The organism is Variovorax sp. J31P207, assembly GCF_030316965.1.
GTDB lineage: Bacteria > Pseudomonadota > Gammaproteobacteria > Burkholderiales > Burkholderiaceae_C > Variovorax > Variovorax ginsengisoli_B.
This window is the reverse complement of the sequence record NZ_JASZYN010000009.1, coordinates 202910-223507: the sequence shown is the minus strand read 5'-3', so window position 1 is coordinate 223507 and position 20598 is coordinate 202910. Positions and strand designations below refer to the sequence as shown.

The following is a 20598-nucleotide window of genomic DNA, read 5'->3' as shown; positions in this document are numbered from 1 at the left end:
CATGATGATGATGTCCAGAACTTCGGTCACGCGCGGGGCGCGCCGCCTCCTGCTCCTGGCCTGGCTGTTGGCCGCGGCCACTCTGGCGCAGGCGCAGGCGCAGGCGCAGGGTCTGCCTTCCTGGAACGACGGTGCCGCCAAGCAGGCGATCCTGCGTTTCGTGGCCGATGTCACGACCCCGGGCTCGGCGAGCTTCGTCGCGCCGGCCGAACGCATTGCGGTCTTCGACAACGACGGCACCCTGTGGCTGGAGCAGCCGATCTACGTGCAGTTCGCCTTCGCGCTGGACCGGGTCAAGGCGCTGGCGCCGAAGCATCCCGAATGGAAGACCACGCCGCCTTTCGACGCCATCCTCAGGGGCGACATGAAGGCCTTCGCGGCCTCGGGCGAGAAGGGCCTGATGCAGGTGCTCGCCGCCACCCATGCGGGGATGACGACGGAGGAGTTCTCGCGCGAGGTGGCCGACTGGCTCGCAAAGGCCCGCCATCCGCGCTTCAAGCAGCCCTACGAGGCGCTGGTCTACCAGCCGATGCTGGAGCTGCTCGCCTACCTGCGCGAGAACGGCTTCAAGACCTTCATCGTCTCGGGCGGCGGCGTCGAGTTCATGCGCGTCTTCGCCGAGAAGGTCTACGGCATTCCGCCCGAGCAGGTGGTCGGCTCGACCGGGCAGCTGGCCTTCAAGACCGGCGCCGACGGCAAGCCGGTGCTGCTCAAGCTTGCGAAGATCGACCTGGTCGACGACCATGCGGGCAAGCCGGTCGGCATCCAGCGCTTTATCGGCCGGCGCCCGATCTTCGCCTTCGGCAATTCCGACGGCGACCAGCAGATGCTCGAATGGACCGCGGCCGGCGCCGGGCCTCGCTTCATGGGCCTGGTGCATCACACCGACGCCGAGCGCGAGTACGCCTACGACCGGACGTCCAGCGTCGGCAGGCTCGACAAGGCACTGGACGAGGCCGGCACGCGGGGCTGGACCGTGGTCGACATGAAGCGCGACTGGAACAGGGTGTTTGCGTCGGACAAGTAGCCAAGGAGGTGCTCGCATGGCAGATGACAAGGGATGGGTCGACCCGGGGGCGGACTTCGATCGGGTCTCGGTCGAGCTGTCCTCGCGCCGGACCGGGATGTCGTTCCAGCGCACGCGCATGAGCGCGGAGCGCACCCTGATGTCGGTGATCCGGACATCGTTGTCGCTGATCGGCTTCGGCTTCACGATCTTCCAGGTGTTCCAGAAGCTGCACGACATGCAGGTGGTCAAGAGCAGCATGGCGGCGCGCCGCTTCGGCGAGGCGCTGGTCCTGATCGGGATCGCGATGCTGGTCTCCGGCATCGTCTACCACTGCACCTTCATGGCCGGGCTGCGCGCCGAACGCAAGATGCTGAAGAGCCAGGGGCTGATCCATGCCGAGAGCCAGTTCCCGCCGTCGCTGACGCTGGCGGTGGCGCTGCTGCTGTTGCTGCTCGGCTTCCTCGCCATCTCGAGCATGGTGTTCGACATGGGTCCCTTCGGGTCCTGAGGGGGTCCCGATGCGCCGAACGATGTCTGGGTCCATGGTCGGGCCCGCCGTGCTGCTGGCCGCGGCCCTGCTGGCCGCCTGTTCCGGCAAGGAGGCCGACAAGCCGAAGCCGCCGCCCGCCGAGGTCTCGGTGCAGGTCGTCAAGACTCAGACCGTGCCGGTGGTCTACGAGTTCGTGGGACAGACCGAAAGCTCGCAGCAGGTCGAGATCCGGGCCCGCGTCAACGGCTTCCTCGAGCGGCGGGTCTACACCGAAGGCGCCTTCGTCAAGACTGGCGAGGTCATGTTCCTGATGGACGCCAAGCCCTTCGAGGCCAGCCTGAAGGCCGCCCGGGCCGAGCTGGCCCAGCAGCAGGCGCGCTTGAGCACGGCACGCGCCAACCTCGCCCGCGTGAAGCCGCTGGTCGCGGACGATGCGCTGGCCGTCAAGGACCTCGACGACGCCACCGGCCAGGAGCAGGCCGCCGCGGCGGCGGTCGAAGCCGCGGCGGCCAAGGTCACCGACGCGCAACTGAACCTGGGCTACGTGACCATCACCTCGCCGGTGGCCGGCATCTCGTCCTTCGCCAAGGTCCAGGACGGCGCCTATGTCAGCGCCGCCAACAGCCTGCTCACCTACGTCGCGAAGCTCGATCCGATGCGGGTCAACTTCAGCCTGTCGGAGAACGAATCGCTGCGTGTCCAGGAGGAGATCGCCAAGGGCCGGCTCGTGAAGGCGCCGAACGATGACTATGGCGTCGAGTTGGTGTTGGCCGACGGATCGACCTTCCCGGCCCGGGGCCGCGTCACCTTCGCCGACGCGGCCTTCAGCCAGGAGACCGGCACCTTCCTGCTGCGCGCCGAGCTGCCCAATCCCAGGGGCCAGCTGCGCCCCGGCCAGTTCGTCCGCGTCAAGGTGTCCGGCTTCACGCGGCCGAATTCGATCGTGGTGCCACAGCGCGCGGTGCAGCAGGGCCCGCGCGGCCAGTTCGTCTGGACCGTCGACGGCGAGGGCAAGGTGATCCAGCGGCCGGTCGAGGCCGGCGACTGGCTCGGCGACCAGTGGCTCGTGACCGGCGGGCTCAAGAACGGCGAGCGCGTGGTGGTCGACGGCTTCATGCGGCTGGCGCCCGGGGTGGTCGTGAGCGCCAAGGAAGTGCCGGCGGAACCGCTGCCCGTGGAGAAGGCGACGCTGGCCGCGTCGGCGTCGCTGCCTTCGGTGTCGGCCGGACTGCCCGCCATGGGCGCCGTGTCCGCGCCGGCCATGCCGTCCGCCGCCGCGCCCGCTGCCTCCGAGAAGGACGCCGTCTACTTCGAGCGCGGTCGCGCCGTGCTCGACGCCACCGGCCGCGCGCGGCTGCTGGGCGTGGCCGCGACGCTGAAGTCCCGCCCCGCAATGCGCGCCGAGGTCCAGGGCTATGTCGATGCCAGCGGCGACGCGGCCGCCAACAAGACGCTGGCCCGGGATCGGGCGCAGGCCGTGCGCGACGCGCTGGTCGCCGCCGGCGTGGCGCCCGGGCGCATCGTGCTGCACGAACCCCCGAACCTGGTGGGTGCCGATTCGCCTGCGCTGGCACGCCGGGTCGACGTCGTGCTGGCGGAGGCACGATGAAGTTTGCGCATTTCTTCATCGACCGCCCGATCTTCGCGTCGGTCATCTCGATCATCATCGTGCTGGCCGGCGCGGTGGCGATGCTGAACCTGCCGATCGCGCAATTCCCCGACATCACGCCGCCGCAGATCTCGGTCAGCGCCACCTACCCGGGCGCCAGTTCGGAGGTGGTGTCGCAGAACGTGGCGGCGCCGATCGAGCAGCAGGTCAACGGCGCCGACCGCATGATGTACATGAACTCGACCTCGAGCTCGACCGGCAACATGACCTTGTCGATCTATTTCGAGATCGGCACCGACCCGTCGCTGGCCCAGGTCGATGTCCAGAACCGGGTCAACCTGGCGCTGCCCACACTGCCTTCGGCGGTCAGCAGCCAGGGCGTCTCGGTGGCCAAGAAGTCGCAGGCCTTCATGATGATCGTGGCGATCTATTCGCCCGACGACAGCCTCGATTCGACCTACATCGCGAACTACGCCAACATCAACGTGCTGGACGCGATCAAGCGGGTGCCGGGGGCCAACCAGAGCTCGATCTTCGGCTCGCCCGACTACGCGATGCGCCTGTGGCTCAAGCCCGACCGCATGGCGGGCCTGGGCCTGACGGCCTCCGACGTGCAGCGGGCGGTGGCGGCCCAGAACCAGCAGTACGCCGCCGGCCGGCTCGGCGCCTCGCCGACCGCGACGCCGGTGCAGCAGACCATTCCGGTCACGACCTCGGGCCGCATGACCGAGCCCTCGCAGTTCGACAACATCATCCTGCGGGCCCAGCAGGGCACCGGCGCCATCGTCCGGGTCAAGGACATCGGCCGCGCCGAGCTGGGCGCCAAGGACTATTCGATCCGCTCCAAGTACAACGGCAAGACCGCCACCCTGATCGCGATCTACCAGCAGCCGGGTGCCAACGCGCTGCAGGTCGCGACCGACGTGAAGAAGCTGCTGGCCGAGATGAGGCCCACCTTTCCCGAAGGCCTGGACTACGACATCGCGCTGGACACCACCGACTTCGTGCGCGAGTCGATCAGCGAAGTGGTCCACACCTTCGTCGAGGCGGTGGTGCTGGTCGTGCTGGTCGTCTTCCTGTTCCTGCAGAGCTTCCGCGCCACGCTGGTGCCGATCCTGGCGGTGCCGGTGTCGATCCTCGGGGCCTTCATCGGCATGACCGCGATGGGCTTCTCGATCAACATGCTCACCCTGTTCGGCATGGTGCTGGCGATCGGCATCGTGGTCGACGACGCCATCGTGGTGGTCGAGAACGTCGAGCGCAACATGGCCGAGTTCGGACTCGGCCCGAAAGACGCCGCGAAGAAGGCGATGGACGAGGTCAGCGGCCCGGTGGTGGCCATCGTGCTGGTGCTGTGCGCGGTGTTCATCCCGGTGGCCTTCCTGTCGGGCATCACGGGCCAGCTCTACAAGCAGTTCGCGATCACGATCGCGGTGTCGGTGGTGTTCTCGGGCCTGGTGGCGCTGACGCTCTCGCCGGCGCTGGCGGCCATCCTGCTGAAGCCGCCGAAGCCGGGCGAGCACGAGAAGAAGGGCTTCTTCGGCTGGTTCAACCGGCGCTTCGAGCGCCTCACCGAGGGCTACACCTCGACCACCCGGCTGGCAATCCGGCGCGTCGGCTTCTCGCTGCTGCTGATCGCCGGCATGGTCGCCATCACGCTCGGGCTCTTCAAGCGGGTGCCGTCGACTTTCCTGCCGGTCGAGGACCAGGGCTACATTTTCACCGCGGCAATCATGCCCGACGCCGCCAGCCTCGATCGCACCGAGGCGGCCACCGACCGTGCCCAGCAGTGGTTCAGCAAGCAGCCGGCGGTGAAGTCGGTGGCGTCGGTGCCCGGCTTCAGCCTGATCGACTCGCAGCTCAAGTCCAACGCGGGCGTGCTCTTCGTGTCGCTCAAGGGCTTCGCCGAGCGGCAGGCGCCGGGCGACCGCGCCGACGCGCTGATCCGCGACGCCACGGCCGAATTCTCGACCTTCAAGGAAGGCGTGATGGTGCCGGTCAATCCGCCTTCGATCCCGGGGCTGGGCACGACCGGCGGCTTCGAGTTCTGGGTCCAGAGCGAAGGCGACGCCAGCCTGCAGCGGGTCGAGGAGGTGACGCGAGAGATCATCGCCAAGGCGCGCCAGCGGCCCGAGCTGCGCGGCGTCAACTCGACCATCAACACCCGCTCGCGGCAGCTGCTGGTCGACGTCGACCGCGACAGGACCGAGAGCCTGGGGGTGTCGGTGGACGAGGTCTACTCGACGCTGCAGACGCTGTTCGGCTCGCTCTACGTGAGCCAGTTTCCGAAGAACAGCCGGCTGTTCCAGGTCATCCTGCAGGCCGAGCCCGACTACCGCACCAAGCCGGACGACCTGCAGAACATGTTCGTGCGCAACCACGAAGGCAAGATGGTGCCGCTCAAGGCCGTGGCCAACACCCGCTACGTCACCGGCGCCGACATCGTCACGCGCTTCAACAACTTCACGGCCGCCAAGATCACCGGCGATGCCGCCGAGGGCTACAGCTCGGGCCAGGCGCTGGACGCCATGGAGGCGCTCGCCAGGGAGGTGCTGCCGCAGGGCTTTTCGTTCGCCTGGTCCGGGCAGTCCTACGAGGAGCGCAAGGCCGGGTCCACCGCCGGCATGGTGTTCGCCTTCGCGCTCGTGATGGTGTTCCTGATCCTGGCCGCGCAGTACGAGAAGTGGACGCTGCCGCTCGGCGTGATGCTGGCCGTGCCCTTCGCGCTGTTCGGCGCCATCGCCGCGATCTGGATGCGCGGCATCCAGAACGACGTCTATTTCCAGATCGGGCTCACGGTGCTGATCGCGCTGGCGGCCAAGAACGCGATCCTGATCTTCGAGTTCGCGGTCGAACTGCGCCACAAGGAGGGCTTGTCGGCGTACCACGCCGCGGTCGGCGCCGCCAAGCTGCGGCTGCGGCCGATCATCATGACCTCGCTGGCCTTCATCCTCGGCTGCATTCCGCTGGCCATCGCCAGCGGCGCCTCGGCCGCCAGCCGGCAGTCGCTGGGGACCGGCGTGATCGGCGGGATGCTCGGCGCGACCCTGATCGCCATCTTCTTCATCCCGATGTTCTTCTGGGGCTTCGAGACGCTCGGTGATCGCGCGGCGGCCAGGAAGCAGCCCGCCGATCCGGCCAGGCCCGCGCTGCCCGAAGCGGGGGGAGCCACCGATGCCCCGCACTGACAGGTTCCCCATCGGCCGCGCCGGCGCCGCTCTCGGGCTGGCGGCGCTGCTGGCCGGCTGCATGCTGGGACCGGACTACAAGCGCCCGGCGCTGGACATCCCGGCCGAATTCCGCGGCGCCAGCCCGCCGACCGCGGCCGAGCTCGCGCTGGCCGATTCGGCCTGGTGGCGCCAGTTCGGCGACCCCACGCTCGACGCGCTGATCGTCGAAGGCCTGCGCAACAACCAGGACCTGGTGGTGGCGGCGGCGCGGGTCGAGCAGTTCTACGGCGTGCTCGGCACCACGCGGGCGCCGTTGTTCCCGCAGATCGGTGCCGATGCGGCCGGCAGCCGGACCCGGGCGAGCGAGCAGACGATCAGCCCGGCGCCGTCGATCAACCCCTACAACGCGGGCCAGGTCACGCTGCTCGCGAGCTGGGAAATCGACCTGTTCGGGCGCATACGGCGGCTGACCGAGGCGGCGACCGCCGACCTGCAGGCGAGCGAGGCCTCCCGGCGCGGCACCGTGCTGTCGGTGGTGGCGGCGGTCACCACCGGCTATGTGCGGCTGCGCGAGCAGGACCGCGAACTCGAGGTCGCGCGCAGCACCTTGAAGCTGCGCACCGATTCGCTCAGGCTGTTCGAGCGCCGCTTCAAGGGCGGCGTGGTGTCGGCGGTCGAGGTGAGCCAGGCCCGCTCCGAATACGCCACCGCCCTGCGCGCCGTGCCGGTGCTGGTGCAGGCCATCATCGAGCAGGAAAACGCGCTCTCGGTGCTGATCGGACGCGATCCGGGGCCGATCGCTCGCGGGCGCAGCATCGATGCGCTGGCGGCGCCCGCCGTGCCCGGGGGGCTGCCGTCCGAGCTGCTCGACCGGCGTCCCGACATCCTGCAGGCCGAGCAGACGCTGGTTGCCGCCAATGCGCGCATCGGCGCCGCCAAGGCGGCATACTTCCCGACCATTTCCCTGACCGGCGCCTTCGGCCAGGCGAGCCGCTCGCTGTCCGACCTGTGGGGCGGCTCGGCGCGGATCTGGAGCTATGGGGCCGACGTCAGCCTGCCGATCTTCACCGCCGGCGCCATCGCGGGCCAGGTGGAGAGCGCCGAGGCCGGGCAGCGCGCGGCGCTCGCCCAGTACCGCAAGACCGTGCAGGCGGCCTTCGGCGAGACCGCGGACGCGCTCGCCGGCATCGGCAACTCGCGCGAATCCCTCGCCGCGCAGCAGATCCAGGTCTCGGCGCTGATCAACTACGCGCGGCTCGCGAGCAAGCGCTTCGAAGGCGGCTACACCAGCTACCTGGAGGTGATCGACGCCGAGCGCAGCCTGTTCAATGCCCAGGTGCAGCTGGCGCAGGCGCAGGGCGACGTGCTGCTGAGGGCGGCGTCGCTCTACAAGGCGCTGGGCGGAGGGTGGGTGGACCTGGCGAACCAGGATGCGCCGCAGCCGGCGGTGCGGCTGGGGGAACGGCCGCCGCTGATGCCTTGAGGGCCGGCAGGGCGAGTCCGAAAAGAAGTGTTGGTGGAGAGGATGAGGATCGAACTCACGACCTCCGCATTGCGAACGCGGCGCTCTCCCAGCTGAGCTACCCCCCCAACGCAAACAGAATTCTAACCAGAACCGGCCCCGGTTTGCACGGCGGCGTGGCGGCCGTGCCAAGATGCGCGCCTCGCACACCCTGGAGCAGAACCGATGGCCTCGTACGATCCCGCCTGGCTGGACCGCATGTACAACAACCGCGCCCTGGTGCCCGACCATCCGGCGTACTTCGAGCGCTGGGCGGCGGAATCCGCCGCGACCCGCGCCGCGCAGCCCTGCCATGTCGACTTGCGCTACGGCGACGGCGTGGGCGAGACGCTCGACGTCTTTCCGGCGCCGGTGCCCGATGCGCCGGTGCTGGTGTTCATTCACGGCGGCTATTGGCGCGCGCTCGACAAGAGCGAGCATTCATTCGTCGCCCGCCCGTTCAACGACCGCGGCGTCTGCGTCGTGGTGCCCAACTACGCGCTGTGTCCGGGCACGCCCGGGCAGCCGGTCGGCATCGATGACATTGCCTTGCAGATGGTGCAGGCGCTCGCCTGGACCTGGCGCCACGTCGCGGCGCATGGCGGCGATCCGTCGCGCATCACGGTCTCGGGCCACTCCGCCGGCGGGCACCTGGCGGCGATGCTGCTGGGGTGCGACTGGCAGGCGGTGGCGCCCGACCTGCCGCCGCAACTGGTGCGCAACGCGCTGTCGATCTCGGGCTTGCACGACCTGCGGCCGCTGCAGCATGCGCCGTTCATCGCCGACACACTGGGGCTGGACGACGCCCAGGCGCGGCGCCTGAGTCCGGCGCTGTGGCCGGCGCCGGCGCGGGGCCGGCTCTGGGCGGTCGCCGGCGGCGACGAGAGCGAAGAATTCCAGCGCCAGAACGCGCTGATCCGCGATGCCTGGGGTCCGCGGACCGTGCCGGTGTGCGAACTGATGCCCGGGCGCAACCATTTCAGCGTCCTGGATGCGCTGGCCGAGCCGGCGCACCGGCTGCACCAGCTGGCGGCGCAGCTGCTGGAGGCCTGAGCTCGGGCCGGCCTACATCAGCAGGTGCTCGCCGGCGTTGTCGCCGCCCAGCGTGACGTAGTTGACCCGGCGGATGTCCATCAGCTTGCGCCCGCCGGCATAGCTGATCGAGCTCTGGATGTCCTGCTCCATCTCGACCAGCGTGTCGGCCAGCTTGCCCTTGATCGGCTCCAGGATGCGCTTGCCCTCGACGTGCTTGTATTCGCCCTTGTTGAAGTCGCTGGCCGAGCCGTAGTACTCCTTGAAGAGGGCGCCGTCGACCTCGACCGTCTTGCCGGGCGACTCTTCATGGCCCGCGAACAGCGAGCCGATCATCACCATCGACGCGCCGAAGCGGATGCTCTTGGCGATGTCGCCATGGTCGCGGATGCCGCCGTCGGCAATGATCGGCTTGGTCGCCACGCGGGCGCACCACTTGAGCGCCGACAGCTGCCAGCCGCCGGTGCCGAAGCCGGTCTTGAGCTTGGTGATGCAGACCTTGCCCGGGCCGATGCCGACCTTGGTCGCATCCGCGCCCCAGTTCTCGAGGTCGATCACGGCCTCGGGCGTGCCGACGTTGCCGGCGATCACGAAGCTCTTGGGCAGCTTCTTCTTGAGGTAGCCGATCATGTTCTTCACGCTGTCGGCATGGCCGTGCGCGATGTCGATCGTGATGTATTCGGGCGCCAGGCCGGCGGCGACCATCTGGTCGACCGTGTCGTAGTCGGGCTTCTTGACGCCCAGCGAGATCGAGGCGAACACGCCCTGGGCGTGCATGTCCTTGACGAACTGGAGGTTGTCCAGGTCGAAGCGGTGCATCACGTAGAAGTAGCCGTTCTTGGCCAGCCAGGTGCAGATGGTCTCGTCGACCACCGTCTTCATGTTGGCCGGCACCGTCGGGATTCGGAAGCTGCGCCCGCCCAGCGTGACGCTGGCGTCGCACTCCGAGCGGCTTTCCACCACGCATTTGCGGGGCAGCAAGAGGATGTTGTCGTAGTCGAAAATCTGCATACCAAGCTCCTTTGTGTAAGGTGAATGAGCGCTTGGTCCGGCCGGTCTTCGAGCTGTCTGCGCTGCGGGACGCAGCGTGAAACGGGCACAAAAAACCGGGCGCAAGAAACTTGGGCCCGGTGACTGATTTTACACGCTTGCCCGCGTCGGGGCCTTGGGCAACTTCGTATAACCCCGATACGCAGGGCTTTCTACAATCGACGGATGTTCACCGACCTCGCGGCCGCCGCAGATTCGCCGCTGCTCCACAATCTCAACCCGGAGCAGCGTGCCGCCGTCACGTTGCCGGCCGGCAACGCCCTGATCCTGGCGGGCGCCGGTTCCGGCAAGACCCGGGTGCTGACCACCCGCATCGCCTGGCTGATGCAGACCGGGCAGGTGTCGCCGGGCGGCATCCTGGCCGTCACCTTCACCAACAAGGCCGCCAAGGAAATGATGACCCGGCTGGGCGCGATGCTGCCGGTCAATGTGCGCGGCATGTGGATCGGCACCTTCCACGGCCTGTGCAACCGTTTCCTGCGCGCCCACTGGAAGCTCGCCAACCTGCCGTCGACCTTCCAGATCCTCGACACCCAGGACCAGCTCTCGGCCATCAAGCGGCTGATGAAGCAGTTCAATGTCGACGACGAGCGCTTTCCGGCCAAGCAGACGCAATGGTTCATCGCCGGCGCCAAGGAAGACGGCCTGCGCCCGCGCGACGTCGAGGCCCGCAGCGACGACGACCGCAAGAAGGTCGAGCTGTACCAGCTCTACGAAGAACAGTGCCAGCGCGAGGGCGTGGTCGACTTCGGCGAGCTGATGCTGCGCAGCTACGAGCTGCTGCGCGACAACGACCCGGTGCGCGAGCACTACCAACGGCGCTTCCGCCACATCCTGATCGACGAATTCCAGGACACCAACCGGCTGCAGTACGCCTGGATCAAGATGCTCTCGGGCACCACGGTCGAGGGCCGTTTCACGCCGAACGACAACAGCGTGATCGCGGTCGGGGACGACGACCAGAGCATCTATGCCTTCCGCGGGGCGCGGGTGGGCAACATGGCCGATTTCGTGCGCGAGTTCGATGTCTCGCACCAGATCAAGCTCGAGCAGAACTACCGCAGCTACAGCAACATCCTCGATTCGGCCAATGCGCTGATCAGCCACAACACCAAGCGGCTGGGCAAGAACCTGCGCACCGACCAGGGCCCCGGCGAGCCGGTGCGGGTCTACGAGGCGACCAGCGATTTCGCCGAGGCGCAATGGATGGTCGAGGAGATGCGCCAGCTGGTGCGCGACGGCATCGACCGCAAGGAAATGGCGGTGCTCTACCGCAGCAATGCGCAGAGCCGGGTGATCGAGACGGCGCTCTTCAACGCCTCGGTGCCGTACCGCGTGTATGGCGGACTGCGCTTCTTCGAGCGGGCCGAAATCAAGCATGCGCTGGCCTACCTGCGGCTGCTCGAGAACAAGGACGACGACACCAGCTTCCTGCGGATCGTCAATTTCCCGCCGCGCGGCATCGGCGCCCGCAGCATCGAGCAATTGCAGGATGCGGCCCGCGCCGCCGGCCGGTCGATGCACGACGCGGTGAGCGCGGTCGGCGGCAAGGCCGGCAGCAACCTGACCGCCTTCGTGGCAAAGATCGACGTGTTGCGCGAGCAGACGCAGGGCCTGTCGCTGCGCGAGATCATCGAGCTGGTGCTCGACCACAGCGGCCTGATCGAGCATTACAAAGCCGACCGCGAAGGCGCGGACCGGATCGAGAATCTGGAAGAACTGGTGAACGCGGCCGAGAGCTTCGTCACCCAGGAGGGCTTCGGCCGCGACGCGGTAGCGCTGCCGGTCGACGAGCTGCGCCAGTCGCCGGCCAGCCAGGGGCTGGACCCGAACCGGCCCGTGCTCGACGAGCCGCTGGCGCCCGACGCCGAGACCGGCGAGACCCTGAGCCCGCTGGCCGCCTTCCTGACCCATGCGGCGCTGGAATCGGGCGACAACCAGGCCCAGGCCGGCCAGGACGCGGTGCAGCTCATGACCGTGCACGCGGCCAAGGGCCTCGAGTTCGACTGCGTCTTCATCACCGGCATGGAAGAGGGCCTGTTCCCGCACGAGAACTCGATGAGCGACAACGAGAGCCTCGAGGAAGAACGGCGGCTGATGTATGTCGCCATCACGCGCGCACGCCAGCGCCTCTACATGAGCCATTCGCAGACCCGGATGCTGCACGGCCAGACCCGCTACAACCTGAAGAGCCGCTTCTTCGACGAACTGCCCGAAGGCGCGCTCAAGTGGCTGACGCCCAAGAACCAGGGCTTCGCGCCTTCGGCCTTCGGCTATGGCGGCGGCTATGCCACGACACGCGGCGGCGCCGGTGGCTTCAGCAAGGATTCGTTCGCCAGCCCGCCGGTGCCGCCGCAGAAGGCAGCGCCGTCGCACGGGCTGCGCTCGGGCATGCAGGTGTTCCACAACAAGTTCGGCGAGGGCACGGTGACCGCGCTCGAAGGCACCGGTGACGACGCCCGCGCGCAGATCAATTTCCCGCGCCACGGCATCAAGTGGCTGGCGCTCTCGGTCGCCAAGCTCACGCCCGTCTGAGACCCCCGCCATCCCCGCCACAGCCCGGCCCGTTGGTGAAACACCGCGGAACCGGCTTCGCCGGGCCGCTGGTGTTGCCCCCCGGCAGGGGGGTGGGCGGCTACACGCAGTGAGCCAACCTGGGGGGGCGAGCCTATTCCTGGAAGCTGTCGCGGAACGTGAACCAGGTGCTGGTGAAGAACATCGCCGCCATCACCAGCGCGCCGGCGATCATCATGGCGCCGCCGATCGCCGCGGCACCGTCGCCGGCACCCATCGCGCCCACTGCCACCAGCAGGCTGGCGAGCAGGCTCAGCACGATGCCGGCGCCGATGAAGACGCCGACCCAGGCCAGGCCGAACACGGTGAGGGCGCCGAAGTTCTTGAAGCAGGCCACGAAACTGAAGAACAGGCTCTTGGCCGGCGGCACGCGGTGCCAGTGGACCAGCGCCGGCGCGTGCCAGAAAGCCAGCGAGAGCGGCAGGTACAGCCCCATGGCGATCCACAGTGCAACCTGGAATTCGGTCGATTCCGCCAGTTCGCGGGTGAGCGGGCCGCCGAGCAGGTAGACGCGGGCGAACTGGCCGCCGTCGGCCAGGGCCGAGATCGCCATGACCCCGAGGAACAGGCCGGCATACAGGGCCCCGAGCACCGCCATCGGCCGCACGTCGGCGCGAATCGCGTTCAGGGCGGCCAGGAACACGGTGCCAGCCGGTGGCTTTTCGGGCCCGGCGGCCTGCTGTGCCGCCGCCATGAGCCCGAGCGTCATGGTCGGCAGCAGCATCAGCGCGATCGCGGCGCCGACCAGCGGCAGCTGCGAGGCGATCGAGACCAGCGCCATGAAGAAGAAGAACAGCGAGATGAAGGCCAGCGGTTGCCGGGCGAAGGCCTTGAGCCCGCTACGGACCCACAGCACGCCGGTACGGGCCGGCACGAGATTGAGTTTCATCGGGTCCGGTCAGGCGGCCAGCGCGTCGGCGCCGGTCGCAAATTCGAAGGTGGCGTGGGCGCGCTGCCGCAGCACGCGCTCGAAGTGGGTGGGGTCGTGGGCTTTGAGCATGCTGGCTTCGCGCGGCAGGTGGAAGTCCCACAGGCGCGAGATCCAGAAGCGCAGCGCCGCGGCCCGCAGCATCGCCGGCAGCAATGCCCGCTCGGGCGCCGTCAGCGGCCGGACGGTGCCGTAGGCCGCCAGCAGGGCATCGGCCCGGGCCGCATCGTGGCGGCCGCTGGCTAGGTCGATCGCCCAGTCGTTCAGGCAGACGGCGAGATCGAACAGCCAGCTGTCGGCGCCGGCGAAATAGAAATCGAACACCCCGGTGAGACGCGGCGCGTCGGCGCTTGCGTGGGTGTCGAACATCGCGTTGTCGCGGAACAGGTCGGCATGCACCGGCCCGCGCGGCAGCGCCGCATAGGCCGAGGACTCGGCCACGTGGTTCTGGTAGGCCAGCTCGCTGCGCAGCAGCGCGGCCTGGGCGGCGTCCAGGTGGGGCAGCACCACCGGCATGGTGTCGTTCCACCAGCCCAGGCCCCGCAGGTTGGGCTGGATGCGGGGGTAGTCGCGGGCCGCCAGGTGCATGCGGGCGAGCAGCCGGCCGAGTTCGGCGCAATGGGCGGCCGAGGGGGCCAGTTCGCTCTTGCCGTTCAGGCGCTGGACCACCGCCGCCGGCTTGCCCGCCACCGTGTGCAGCAGCTCGCAGGGGGCGTTGGCCGGGATCGACAGCGGGTGGCCCTGGGGCGGCGCCACGGCCGGGTCGGCCACCGGCTCGGGCACCGGGATGCCGCGCGCCGCCAGGTGCTTCATCAGGCAGAGGTAGTAGGGGAGCTGCTCGGCGCCCAGGCGCTCGAACAGGGTCAGGACATATTCGCCGGATTCGGTGCTGGCGAAGTAGTTGGTGTTCTCGATGCCGCCCTCGATGCCCTTGAGGGCGGTCAGGGCGCCCAGGCCGAGGCGCCGGACGAGCGCGTCTGCTTCGTCGAATCCGACTTCCGTGAAAACCGCCACTGCGCGCTCAGAACTTGAAGACGTTCCACCAGACCCGCGAGCCGCCTTCGCCCGCGCTGGAGTCGGACTGGCCCTGGCTGCGGCTGCGCTCTTCGGTGTTGGGCAGGACCTGGTAGGCCGGGGCGTTGTTCTTGGGCTTGACCTTGATGTCCTGGGTCTGGCCGCCGACGCGGAGCTCGTCGATGGTGGCGCCGCTGTCTTCGACGTGGATGCGCTCGATCGTCTGGTTCTGGCGGCCGGCGGCCTTGTCCGGGTCCGGCTGCGCCTGGGCGGGCGCCGGGGCCGCAGGCTGCGGGTTTTGCGCAAAGACGACGGCGGCGGGCGCGGCGCAGGCCAGCGCGAGCAGTGCCAGGCGGACCAGGGGCATGGAAGAAGACATGGAAGAGATTGTAGGTCCGGGTCTGGTCCGGAGAAAGCCACGAGGGCCGATCTTTTCGGCCTTCCGGGGGCGGCCGCGCGGCACGGCAAAATGGCCCGATGACCGACAAGAAAACGCTGCTGCTCGTGGACGGATCGAGCTACCTCTATCGCGCCTTCCACGCGATGCCCGATCTGCGCGCCGTTCCGGGCGACAACGGCAGCCCCGCCACCGGGGCCATCCGAGGAATGATCAACATGATGCAGGCGCTGCGGCGCGAGGTGCGGGCCGACTACGCGGCCTGCGTCTTCGATGCGCCCGGAAAGACCTTCCGGGACGACTGGTATCCCGACTACAAGGCCAACCGCTCGCCGATGCCGGACGACTTGCGCAGCCAGGTCGAGCCGATCCACCGCGTGGTGCGGATGCTCGGCTGGCCGGTGCTGACCGTGCCCGAGGTCGAGGCCGACGACGTGATCGGCACGCTGGCGCGCACCGCCGCCAGCCAGGGCATCGAGGTGATCGTCTCCAGCGGCGACAAGGACCTGAGCCAGCTGGTGGACGAGCACGTCACGATCATCGACACCATGAACGGCAAGAAGCGCGACGTGGCCGGCGTGACGGCCGAATTCGGCGTGCCGCCGAGCTTGATGATCGACTACCAGACGCTGGTCGGCGACACCGTCGACAACGTGCCGGGCGTGCCGAAGGTCGGCCCCAAGACGGCGGCCAAGTGGCTGCTCGAATACGGCTCGCTCGATGCCCTGATCGCGCGCGCGGCCGAGGTCAAGGGCCAGGCCGGCGAGAACCTGCGCCAGGCCCTCGACTGGCTGCCCCAGGGCCGCCGCCTGGTCACGATCCGCACCGACTGCGAACTCGGCGAGCATGTGGCCGGCCTGCCGGCGCTGGACGCGATCGCGATCGGCCCGCAGCAGGTCGACGCGCTCAAGGAGTTCTACGAGCAGTACGGCTTCAAGAGCCTGGTGAAGTCGCTCGAGGCGCACGCCGTGCCGCCCGAGCTGATCGAGGAAAACAAGAAGCGCGGCGGCCCCGAGGCGAATGGCGACCTGTTCAGCGACCCGGCCCAGGCGGCGGCCGAGAAGGTCAGCAACCTGGCCTACGACACGGTGATGACCTGGGAGGCCTTCGACGCCTGGCTGGCGAGGATCGAGGCCGCCGAACTGGTCGCGCTCGACACCGAGACCACCTCGCTCGACGAGATGCGCGCCGAGATCGTCGGCCTGAGCTTCAGCGTCGAGCCGGGCGCGGCGGCCTACATCCCGGTGGCCCACAACTACCCCGATGCGCCGGCGCAGCTGCCGCGCGACGAGGTGCTCGCCAAACTCAGGCCCTGGCTCGAGAACGGCGCGAAGAAGAAATTGGGCCAGCACGTCAAGTACGACCGCCACGTGTTCGCCAACCACGGCATCGAGGTGCAGGGCTACGCCCACGACACCATGCTGCAGAGCTATGTGCTCGAAGTGCACAAGCCGCACGGCCTGGCCAGTCTGGCCGAGCGGCACCTGGGCCGCAGCGGCATCGACTACGAGGACCTGTGCGGCAAGGGCGCGCACCAGATCTCGTTCAGCCAGGTGTCGATCGACAAGGCGGCCGAATATTCGTGCGAGGACTCCGATCAGACGCTCGACGTGCACCGGGTGCTCTGGCCGAAGCTCGAGGCCGACGAGAAACTGCGCTTCGTCTACGAGCTCGAGATGGCCAGCAGCGAGACGCTCTATCGGATCGAGCGCAACGGCGTGCTGATCGACGCGCCGACCCTGGCGTCGCAGAGCAACGAACTCGGCAAGCGCATCATGGCGCTCGAGGAGGAGGCCTACGCGCTCGCGGGCCAGCCTTTCAACCTCGGGTCGCCCAAGCAGATCGGCGAGGTCTTCTTCACCAAGCTCGGGCTGCCGGTAATCAAGAAGACGCCGAGCGGCGCGCCGAGCACCGACGAGGAAGTGCTCGAGAAGCTGGCCGAGGATTTCCCGCTGCCGGCGAAGATCCTCGAGCATCGCGGCTTGTCCAAGCTGAAGGGCACTTACACCGACAAGCTGGGCCTGCTGGCCAATCCGCGCAGCGGCCGCGTCCACACGCACTACGCGCAGGCGGTGGCGGTGACCGGGCGGCTGTCGAGCAACGACCCGAACCTGCAGAACATCCCGATCCGCACGCCCGAGGGGCGGCGCGTGCGCGAGGCCTTCGTGGCGCCCGCGGGCCGTGTCATCGCGAGCTCCGACTACTCGCAGATCGAGCTGCGCATCATGGCCCACATCAGCGGCGACGAATCGCTGCTGCGGGCCTTCACCGAGGGCATCGACGTGCACCGGGCCACAGCCGGCGAGGTCTTCGGGGTGGCGGTGGACCAGGTGTCGAGCGAGCAGCGCCGTTATGCGAAGGTGATCAACTTCGGCCTGATCTACGGCATGAGCAGCTTCGGGCTGGCGCGCAACCTCGGCATCGAGACCAAGGCCGCGGCCTCCTACATCGAGCGCTACTTTGCCCGCTACCCGGGCGTGAAGGTCTACATGGACGAGACCAAGGCGCTGGCCAAGGAAAAGGGCTATGTCGAGACCGTGTTCGGCCGCCGGCTCTACCTGCCCGAGATCAACTCGCCCAACGGCCCGCGCCGCGGCGGTGCCGAACGCGCCGCGATCAACGCGCCGATGCAGGGCACGGCGGCCGACCTGATCAAGCTCAGCATGGTGAAGGTGCAGGAGGTGCTCGACGCCGAGCAGCGCGGCACGAAGATGATCATGCAGGTGCACGACGAACTGGTCTTCGAAGTGCCCGAGGAAGAGGTCGAGTGGGTCCGCACCGAAATACCGCGTCTGATGGCCGGCGTGGCCGACCTCAAGGTCCCGCTGCTGGCCGAAATCGGCTTCGGACCCAACTGGGACAAGGCACATTGAGAATCCCCAAGGAAAAATGAACCTGATGAAACGCTCCGCTCTCGCCACCTTCGCGCTCTGCGCCGTCTGCGCCGCCTGGATGGGCAGCGCATCCGCCGCCCCCGATGCACGCATCGCCGCGCTGGCCGCCAAGGAAAAACCGGCGCTGCTGCAGACCCTGAACCAGCTGGTCTCGATCGAATCCGGCAGCCGCGACCTCGAAGGGCTCGACAAGATCGCCAACCTGATCGCGGACAAGTTCCGTGCGCTCGGCGGCCAGGTCGAACTGATCGATCCCTCGGCCGACGCCTACCGCATGGAGGACACCCCCGAGAAGATCGGCAAGGTCGTGCGCGCGACCTTCAAGGGCACCGGCAGCAAGAAGATCATGCTGATCGCGCACATGGACACGGTCTACCAGATCGGCATGCTGAACAAGCAGCCCTTCCGCATCGAAGGCGACAAGGCCTACGGCCTGGGCATCGCCGACGACAAGCAGGGCATCGCCGTGATCGCCCACACGCTGGCGCTGCTGAAGGCGATGGACTTCAAGGAGTACGGCACGCTGACCGTGCTGATCAACGGCGACGAGGAGATCAGCTCGCCCGGCGCGCGCAAGCTGATCACGCAGCTGGGTGGCGAGCACGACGTCGTGATGTCCTACGAAGGCGCCTACGTCCACGGCGACAAGCTGTCGCTGGCCACCGCGGGCATCGCCTCGGTCACCCTGAACGTCACCGGCAAGGCCTCGCATGCGGGGTCGGCACCGGAGCTGGGCGTGAATGCGCTGTACGAACTGTCGCACCAGATCCTGCAGATGCGCGACCTGTCCGACCCGGCGACCGGTCTCAAGATGAACTGGACCATCTCGCGCTCGGGCAGCAACCGCAACGTGATCCCGGCCAGCGCCTCGGCGGGCGCCGACGTGCGGGTGATCAGGGTCGCGGACTACGACCGCATCGAGCAGCAGGTGCAGGAGCGCGTGAAGAAGCAGCTCGTCCCCGATGCCAAGGTCGAGCTGAAGTTCGAGCGCCGCCGGCCGCCGCTCGAGGCCAACGACGCCTCGCGGACACTGGCGCTGCATGCGCAGCAGATCTACAAGGAGATGGGCCGCGAGCTGGGGGCCGACGACAAGGTCGCCGGCGGCGGCACCGATGCGGCCTTCGCGGCCCTGAAGACCAAGGCGGCGGTGGTCGAGCGCTTCGGCCTGCAGGGCTTCGGCGCCCACTCGGCCGACGCCGAGTACGTGCTGATCGATTCGATCGAGCCGCGGCTGTCGCTGTCGGCGCAGCTGATCATGGACATCTCGCGCGACAAGGTGTCTGCGCCCTAGATTCCATGCGCCTGCGCCACATCGAGGTCTTCAACGCCATCATGCTCACCGGCAGCGTGAGCGCCGCGGCGCGGCTCATCAACATCACGCAGCCGGCGGTCAGCCGCACCTTGCAGCATGCCGAGATCCAGCTCGGCTTTCCGCTGTTCCAGCGCGCCAAGGGCCGGCTCTCGGCGACCACCGAGGCGCTGGCCCTCTATCCGCACATCGAGCGCCTGTTCGCGCAGCTCGACGAGGTGCAGCGGCTGGCGGCCAACCTGCGCACGGCGAGCGATGCGGGCGAACTCCGCGTCCTGAGCGTGCTGGCCTTGAGCTACGAGGTGCTGCCGCGGGCCCTGAAGCGCTTCCGTGAGCAGCATCCGTCGATCGCGGTGACGCTCGAGTCGCTGCATTCGCCGCAGATCATGTCGGCGCTGTTGCTCCAGGAGGCCGATGTCGGCTTCGCGTTCAGCCCGGCGGTGCATCCCTCGCTGACCCAGGAGGCGCTGGCCGACAGCCGCATGGTCTGCATCGCCCCGAAGGGCATGCTGCCGCGGGCCCTGCTGCGCAACGGCTCGGTGGCCCTGCACGACCTGGTCAAGCTGCCGGTGATCGGGCTCGACAGCCGCGACCCGGTGGGCACCAGCCTGAGCCAGGCCTGCCGGCAGGCCGGCGTGGGCTTCCAGCAGGCGGTGGTCACGGTGCAGACCTACCATGCGGCGCTGGCGATGGCGCACCATGGCCTGGGCGTGGCGCTGGTCGACGGCTGCACCGCGAATTCGGCCGATCGCGGCAAGGTCGACGTGCTGACGCTCGAGCCGCACATCCCGGTGCCGATCCGCGCGCTGCGCTTCGCCGGACGGCCGGATTCGGTCGCGGTGCGCAGCATCACGCGCTTCATGCGCGAGGCGATCGAGGAGATGAAGGGGCCCGGATGAGCCACCCCCCCGACCGCCTGACGTCCTTGTTCCACAGCGGCGACGCCCTGCGCAGCCGAAGCGTGAGCGATGTCGTGCTGTGGGACCGGCTCGACCTGCCCGTGCCGCCCGCGCGCCTCGTTGCCGATTGGGAGCGGGAGGTCGCTGCGCGCCTGGAACTCGAGCCCGGCGACGTCGAGCCCCTGCCGCTGGCCCGGGCGCGTGCCCGCTGGCCGGACTACCGGCACTGCGTGCAGGCGATGTCCGACTGGACGCGCACGCTCGGGCTGTCGGAGGTGCTGGCCGCCAGCGAGGTCGCCCTGATGGCCTGCCGGGGCGCGCGGTACCACCATGACGGCGAGCACTACGGCGGGGCCGCCTTCTGCAATCTCTTCGTGAGCGAGGACAAGGGCCTGGACCTCCACTTTCCGGTGGCGGGCCATCGGATCCCGCTTGACCGCGGGACGGCGGTGGTGTTCGACACCGGCCAGCCGCACGCCGTCATCCGGCGTCAAGCCAGTGGCTTCGACCCGGCCGACTTCGCGCCCGGGCTGGACTGCACCCAGGTGTTCCTGACCTGGGAACTGCCGATCGAAGACCCGCATGTGGGACACACGCTCCGCGTGGACTTCGACACCGATCCCGCCGCCGCCCTGGGGATCGACCAGGAGCAGGTCCGGCTGAACGGTGAACGGGCCGTGGTGTGCCCCGAGTCCGGTCGCTGGCGCCGGCCGGTCTGAGCG

The 20598-nt window shown here is 68.7% G+C and carries 15 protein-coding genes and 1 tRNA gene; 11 read left to right on the top strand and 5 right to left on the bottom strand.

Features of this window, described 5'->3' with window-relative positions; translation table 11 throughout:
* Position 1: 1 nt before the first annotated feature.
* Genes QTI68_RS28135 through QTI68_RS28110 form a run of 5 tightly spaced genes read left to right on the top strand, consistent with a single transcriptional unit; the run spans position 2 to position 7761 of the window.
* The gene (locus QTI68_RS28135; protein WP_503011746.1) at positions 2-1027 is read left to right on the top strand and encodes an HAD family hydrolase; all 1026 of its coding nucleotides are present in this window, start codon (positions 2-4) and stop codon (positions 1025-1027) included.
* 16 nt (positions 1028-1043) lie between these two features.
* Complete coding sequence (locus tag QTI68_RS28130; RefSeq protein WP_286526417.1) at positions 1044-1517, top strand: YidH family protein; 474 nt, start codon at positions 1044-1046, stop codon at positions 1515-1517.
* A gap of 34 nt (positions 1518-1551) precedes the next feature.
* A complete protein-coding gene (locus tag QTI68_RS28125; RefSeq protein ID WP_353506447.1) occupies positions 1552-3108 on the top strand; it encodes an efflux RND transporter periplasmic adaptor subunit in 1557 nt (518 codons plus the stop codon).
* Positions 3105-6296, top strand: a complete 3192-nt coding sequence (locus QTI68_RS28115; protein ID WP_286526416.1) for an efflux RND transporter permease subunit — start codon at positions 3105-3107, stop codon at positions 6294-6296. Before QTI68_RS28125 ends, QTI68_RS28115 begins: the two co-directional genes overlap by 4 nt.
* Positions 6283-7761 carry an efflux transporter outer membrane subunit gene (locus QTI68_RS28110; RefSeq protein ID WP_286526415.1) on the top strand — a complete coding sequence of 493 codons (1479 nt, stop codon included), beginning with the start codon at positions 6283-6285 and terminating at the stop codon, positions 7759-7761. Before QTI68_RS28115 ends, QTI68_RS28110 begins: the two co-directional genes overlap by 14 nt.
* Positions 7762-7792: 31 nt before the next feature.
* On the opposite strand, the gene QTI68_RS28105 is transcribed toward QTI68_RS28110, so the two are convergent.
* A tRNA-Ala gene (locus tag QTI68_RS28105) sits at positions 7793-7868 on the bottom strand.
* Between the two features lie 97 nt (positions 7869-7965).
* On the opposite strand from QTI68_RS28105, the gene QTI68_RS28100 reads away from it, so the two are divergent.
* Positions 7966-8832, top strand: a complete 867-nt coding sequence (locus QTI68_RS28100) for an alpha/beta hydrolase (protein ID WP_286526414.1) — start codon at positions 7966-7968, stop codon at positions 8830-8832.
* 12 nt (positions 8833-8844) lie between these two features.
* Here the strand turns inward: QTI68_RS28100 and QTI68_RS28095 are convergent, their stop codons facing one another.
* Positions 8845-9822, bottom strand: a complete 978-nt coding sequence (locus QTI68_RS28095; RefSeq protein ID WP_286526413.1) for a GMP reductase — start codon at positions 9820-9822, stop codon at positions 8845-8847.
* Between the two features lie 204 nt (positions 9823-10026).
* On the opposite strand from QTI68_RS28095, the gene QTI68_RS28090 reads away from it, so the two are divergent.
* Entirely contained in the window at positions 10027-12396 is a 2370-nt protein-coding gene (locus QTI68_RS28090; RefSeq protein ID WP_286526412.1) for a UvrD-helicase domain-containing protein, read from the top strand.
* Between the two features lie 133 nt (positions 12397-12529).
* Here the strand turns inward: QTI68_RS28090 and QTI68_RS28085 are convergent, their stop codons facing one another.
* From QTI68_RS28085 to QTI68_RS28075, 3 genes are read right to left on the bottom strand one after another with little or no spacing between them, the layout of a single operon-like run.
* The gene (locus QTI68_RS28085; protein ID WP_286526411.1) at positions 12530-13324 is read right to left on the bottom strand and encodes a BPSS1780 family membrane protein; all 795 of its coding nucleotides are present in this window, start codon (positions 13322-13324) and stop codon (positions 12530-12532) included.
* Positions 13325-13333: 9 nt separating this feature from the next.
* A complete protein-coding gene (locus tag QTI68_RS28080; protein ID WP_286526410.1) occupies positions 13334-14377 on the bottom strand; it encodes a homoserine kinase in 1044 nt (347 codons plus the stop codon).
* A 7-nt stretch (positions 14378-14384) separates the two neighbouring features.
* The gene (locus QTI68_RS28075; protein ID WP_286526409.1) at positions 14385-14756 is read right to left on the bottom strand and encodes a hypothetical protein; all 372 of its coding nucleotides are present in this window, start codon (positions 14754-14756) and stop codon (positions 14385-14387) included.
* Positions 14757-14854: 98 nt separating this feature from the next.
* Here QTI68_RS28075 and polA point away from each other — a divergent pair, with 98 nt between their 5' ends.
* The 4 genes from polA to QTI68_RS28055 are packed head-to-tail and all read left to right on the top strand — an operon-like array spanning position 14855 to position 20595.
* Positions 14855-17647: a DNA polymerase I gene (polA, locus tag QTI68_RS28070; protein WP_286526408.1), complete on the top strand. Its 2793-nt coding sequence runs from the start codon at positions 14855-14857 to the stop codon at positions 17645-17647.
* Positions 17648-17663: 16 nt separating this feature from the next.
* Positions 17664-18959 carry a M20/M25/M40 family metallo-hydrolase gene (locus QTI68_RS28065; RefSeq protein ID WP_286526406.1) on the top strand — a complete coding sequence of 432 codons (1296 nt, stop codon included), beginning with the start codon at positions 17664-17666 and terminating at the stop codon, positions 18957-18959.
* A 5-nt stretch (positions 18960-18964) separates the two neighbouring features.
* Complete coding sequence (locus QTI68_RS28060) at positions 18965-19876, top strand: LysR family transcriptional regulator (protein ID WP_286526405.1); 912 nt, start codon at positions 18965-18967, stop codon at positions 19874-19876.
* A complete protein-coding gene (locus QTI68_RS28055) occupies positions 19873-20595 on the top strand; it encodes a hypothetical protein (protein WP_286526404.1) in 723 nt (240 codons plus the stop codon). Before QTI68_RS28060 ends, QTI68_RS28055 begins: the two co-directional genes overlap by 4 nt.
* Positions 20596-20598: the final 3 nt, after the last annotated feature.

What these genes read in the sequence shown, in the direction of transcription:
- QTI68_RS28100 (WP_286526414.1), top strand. Translation starts at nt 7,966, where the DNA reads ATGGCCTCGTACGATCCCGCCTGGCTGGACCGCATGTACAACAACCGC.
- QTI68_RS28065 (WP_286526406.1), top strand. Translation starts at nt 17,664, where the DNA reads ATGAACCTGATGAAACGCTCCGCTCTCGCCACCTTCGCGCTCTGCGCC.
- QTI68_RS28060 (WP_286526405.1), top strand. Translation starts at nt 18,965, where the DNA reads ATGCGCCTGCGCCACATCGAGGTCTTCAACGCCATCATGCTCACCGGC.
- QTI68_RS28125 (WP_353506447.1), top strand. Translation starts at nt 1,552, where the DNA reads ATGGTCGGGCCCGCCGTGCTGCTGGCCGCGGCCCTGCTGGCCGCCTGT.
- QTI68_RS28090 (WP_286526412.1), top strand. Translation starts at nt 10,027, where the DNA reads ATGTTCACCGACCTCGCGGCCGCCGCAGATTCGCCGCTGCTCCACAAT.
- QTI68_RS28095 (WP_286526413.1), bottom strand. Translation starts at nt 9,822, where the DNA reads ATGCAGATTTTCGACTACGACAACATCCTCTTGCTGCCCCGCAAATGC.
- QTI68_RS28130 (WP_286526417.1), top strand. Translation starts at nt 1,044, where the DNA reads ATGGCAGATGACAAGGGATGGGTCGACCCGGGGGCGGACTTCGATCGG.
- QTI68_RS28115 (WP_286526416.1), top strand. Translation starts at nt 3,105, where the DNA reads ATGAAGTTTGCGCATTTCTTCATCGACCGCCCGATCTTCGCGTCGGTC.
- QTI68_RS28135 (WP_503011746.1), top strand. Translation starts at nt 2, where the DNA reads ATGATGATGATGTCCAGAACTTCGGTCACGCGCGGGGCGCGCCGCCTC.
- polA (WP_286526408.1), top strand. Translation starts at nt 14,855, where the DNA reads ATGACCGACAAGAAAACGCTGCTGCTCGTGGACGGATCGAGCTACCTC.
- QTI68_RS28055 (WP_286526404.1), top strand. Translation starts at nt 19,873, where the DNA reads ATGAGCCACCCCCCCGACCGCCTGACGTCCTTGTTCCACAGCGGCGAC.
- QTI68_RS28110 (WP_286526415.1), top strand. Translation starts at nt 6,283, where the DNA reads ATGCCCCGCACTGACAGGTTCCCCATCGGCCGCGCCGGCGCCGCTCTC.
- QTI68_RS28085 (WP_286526411.1), bottom strand. Translation starts at nt 13,324, where the DNA reads ATGAAACTCAATCTCGTGCCGGCCCGTACCGGCGTGCTGTGGGTCCGT.
- QTI68_RS28075 (WP_286526409.1), bottom strand. Translation starts at nt 14,756, where the DNA reads ATGTCTTCTTCCATGCCCCTGGTCCGCCTGGCACTGCTCGCGCTGGCC.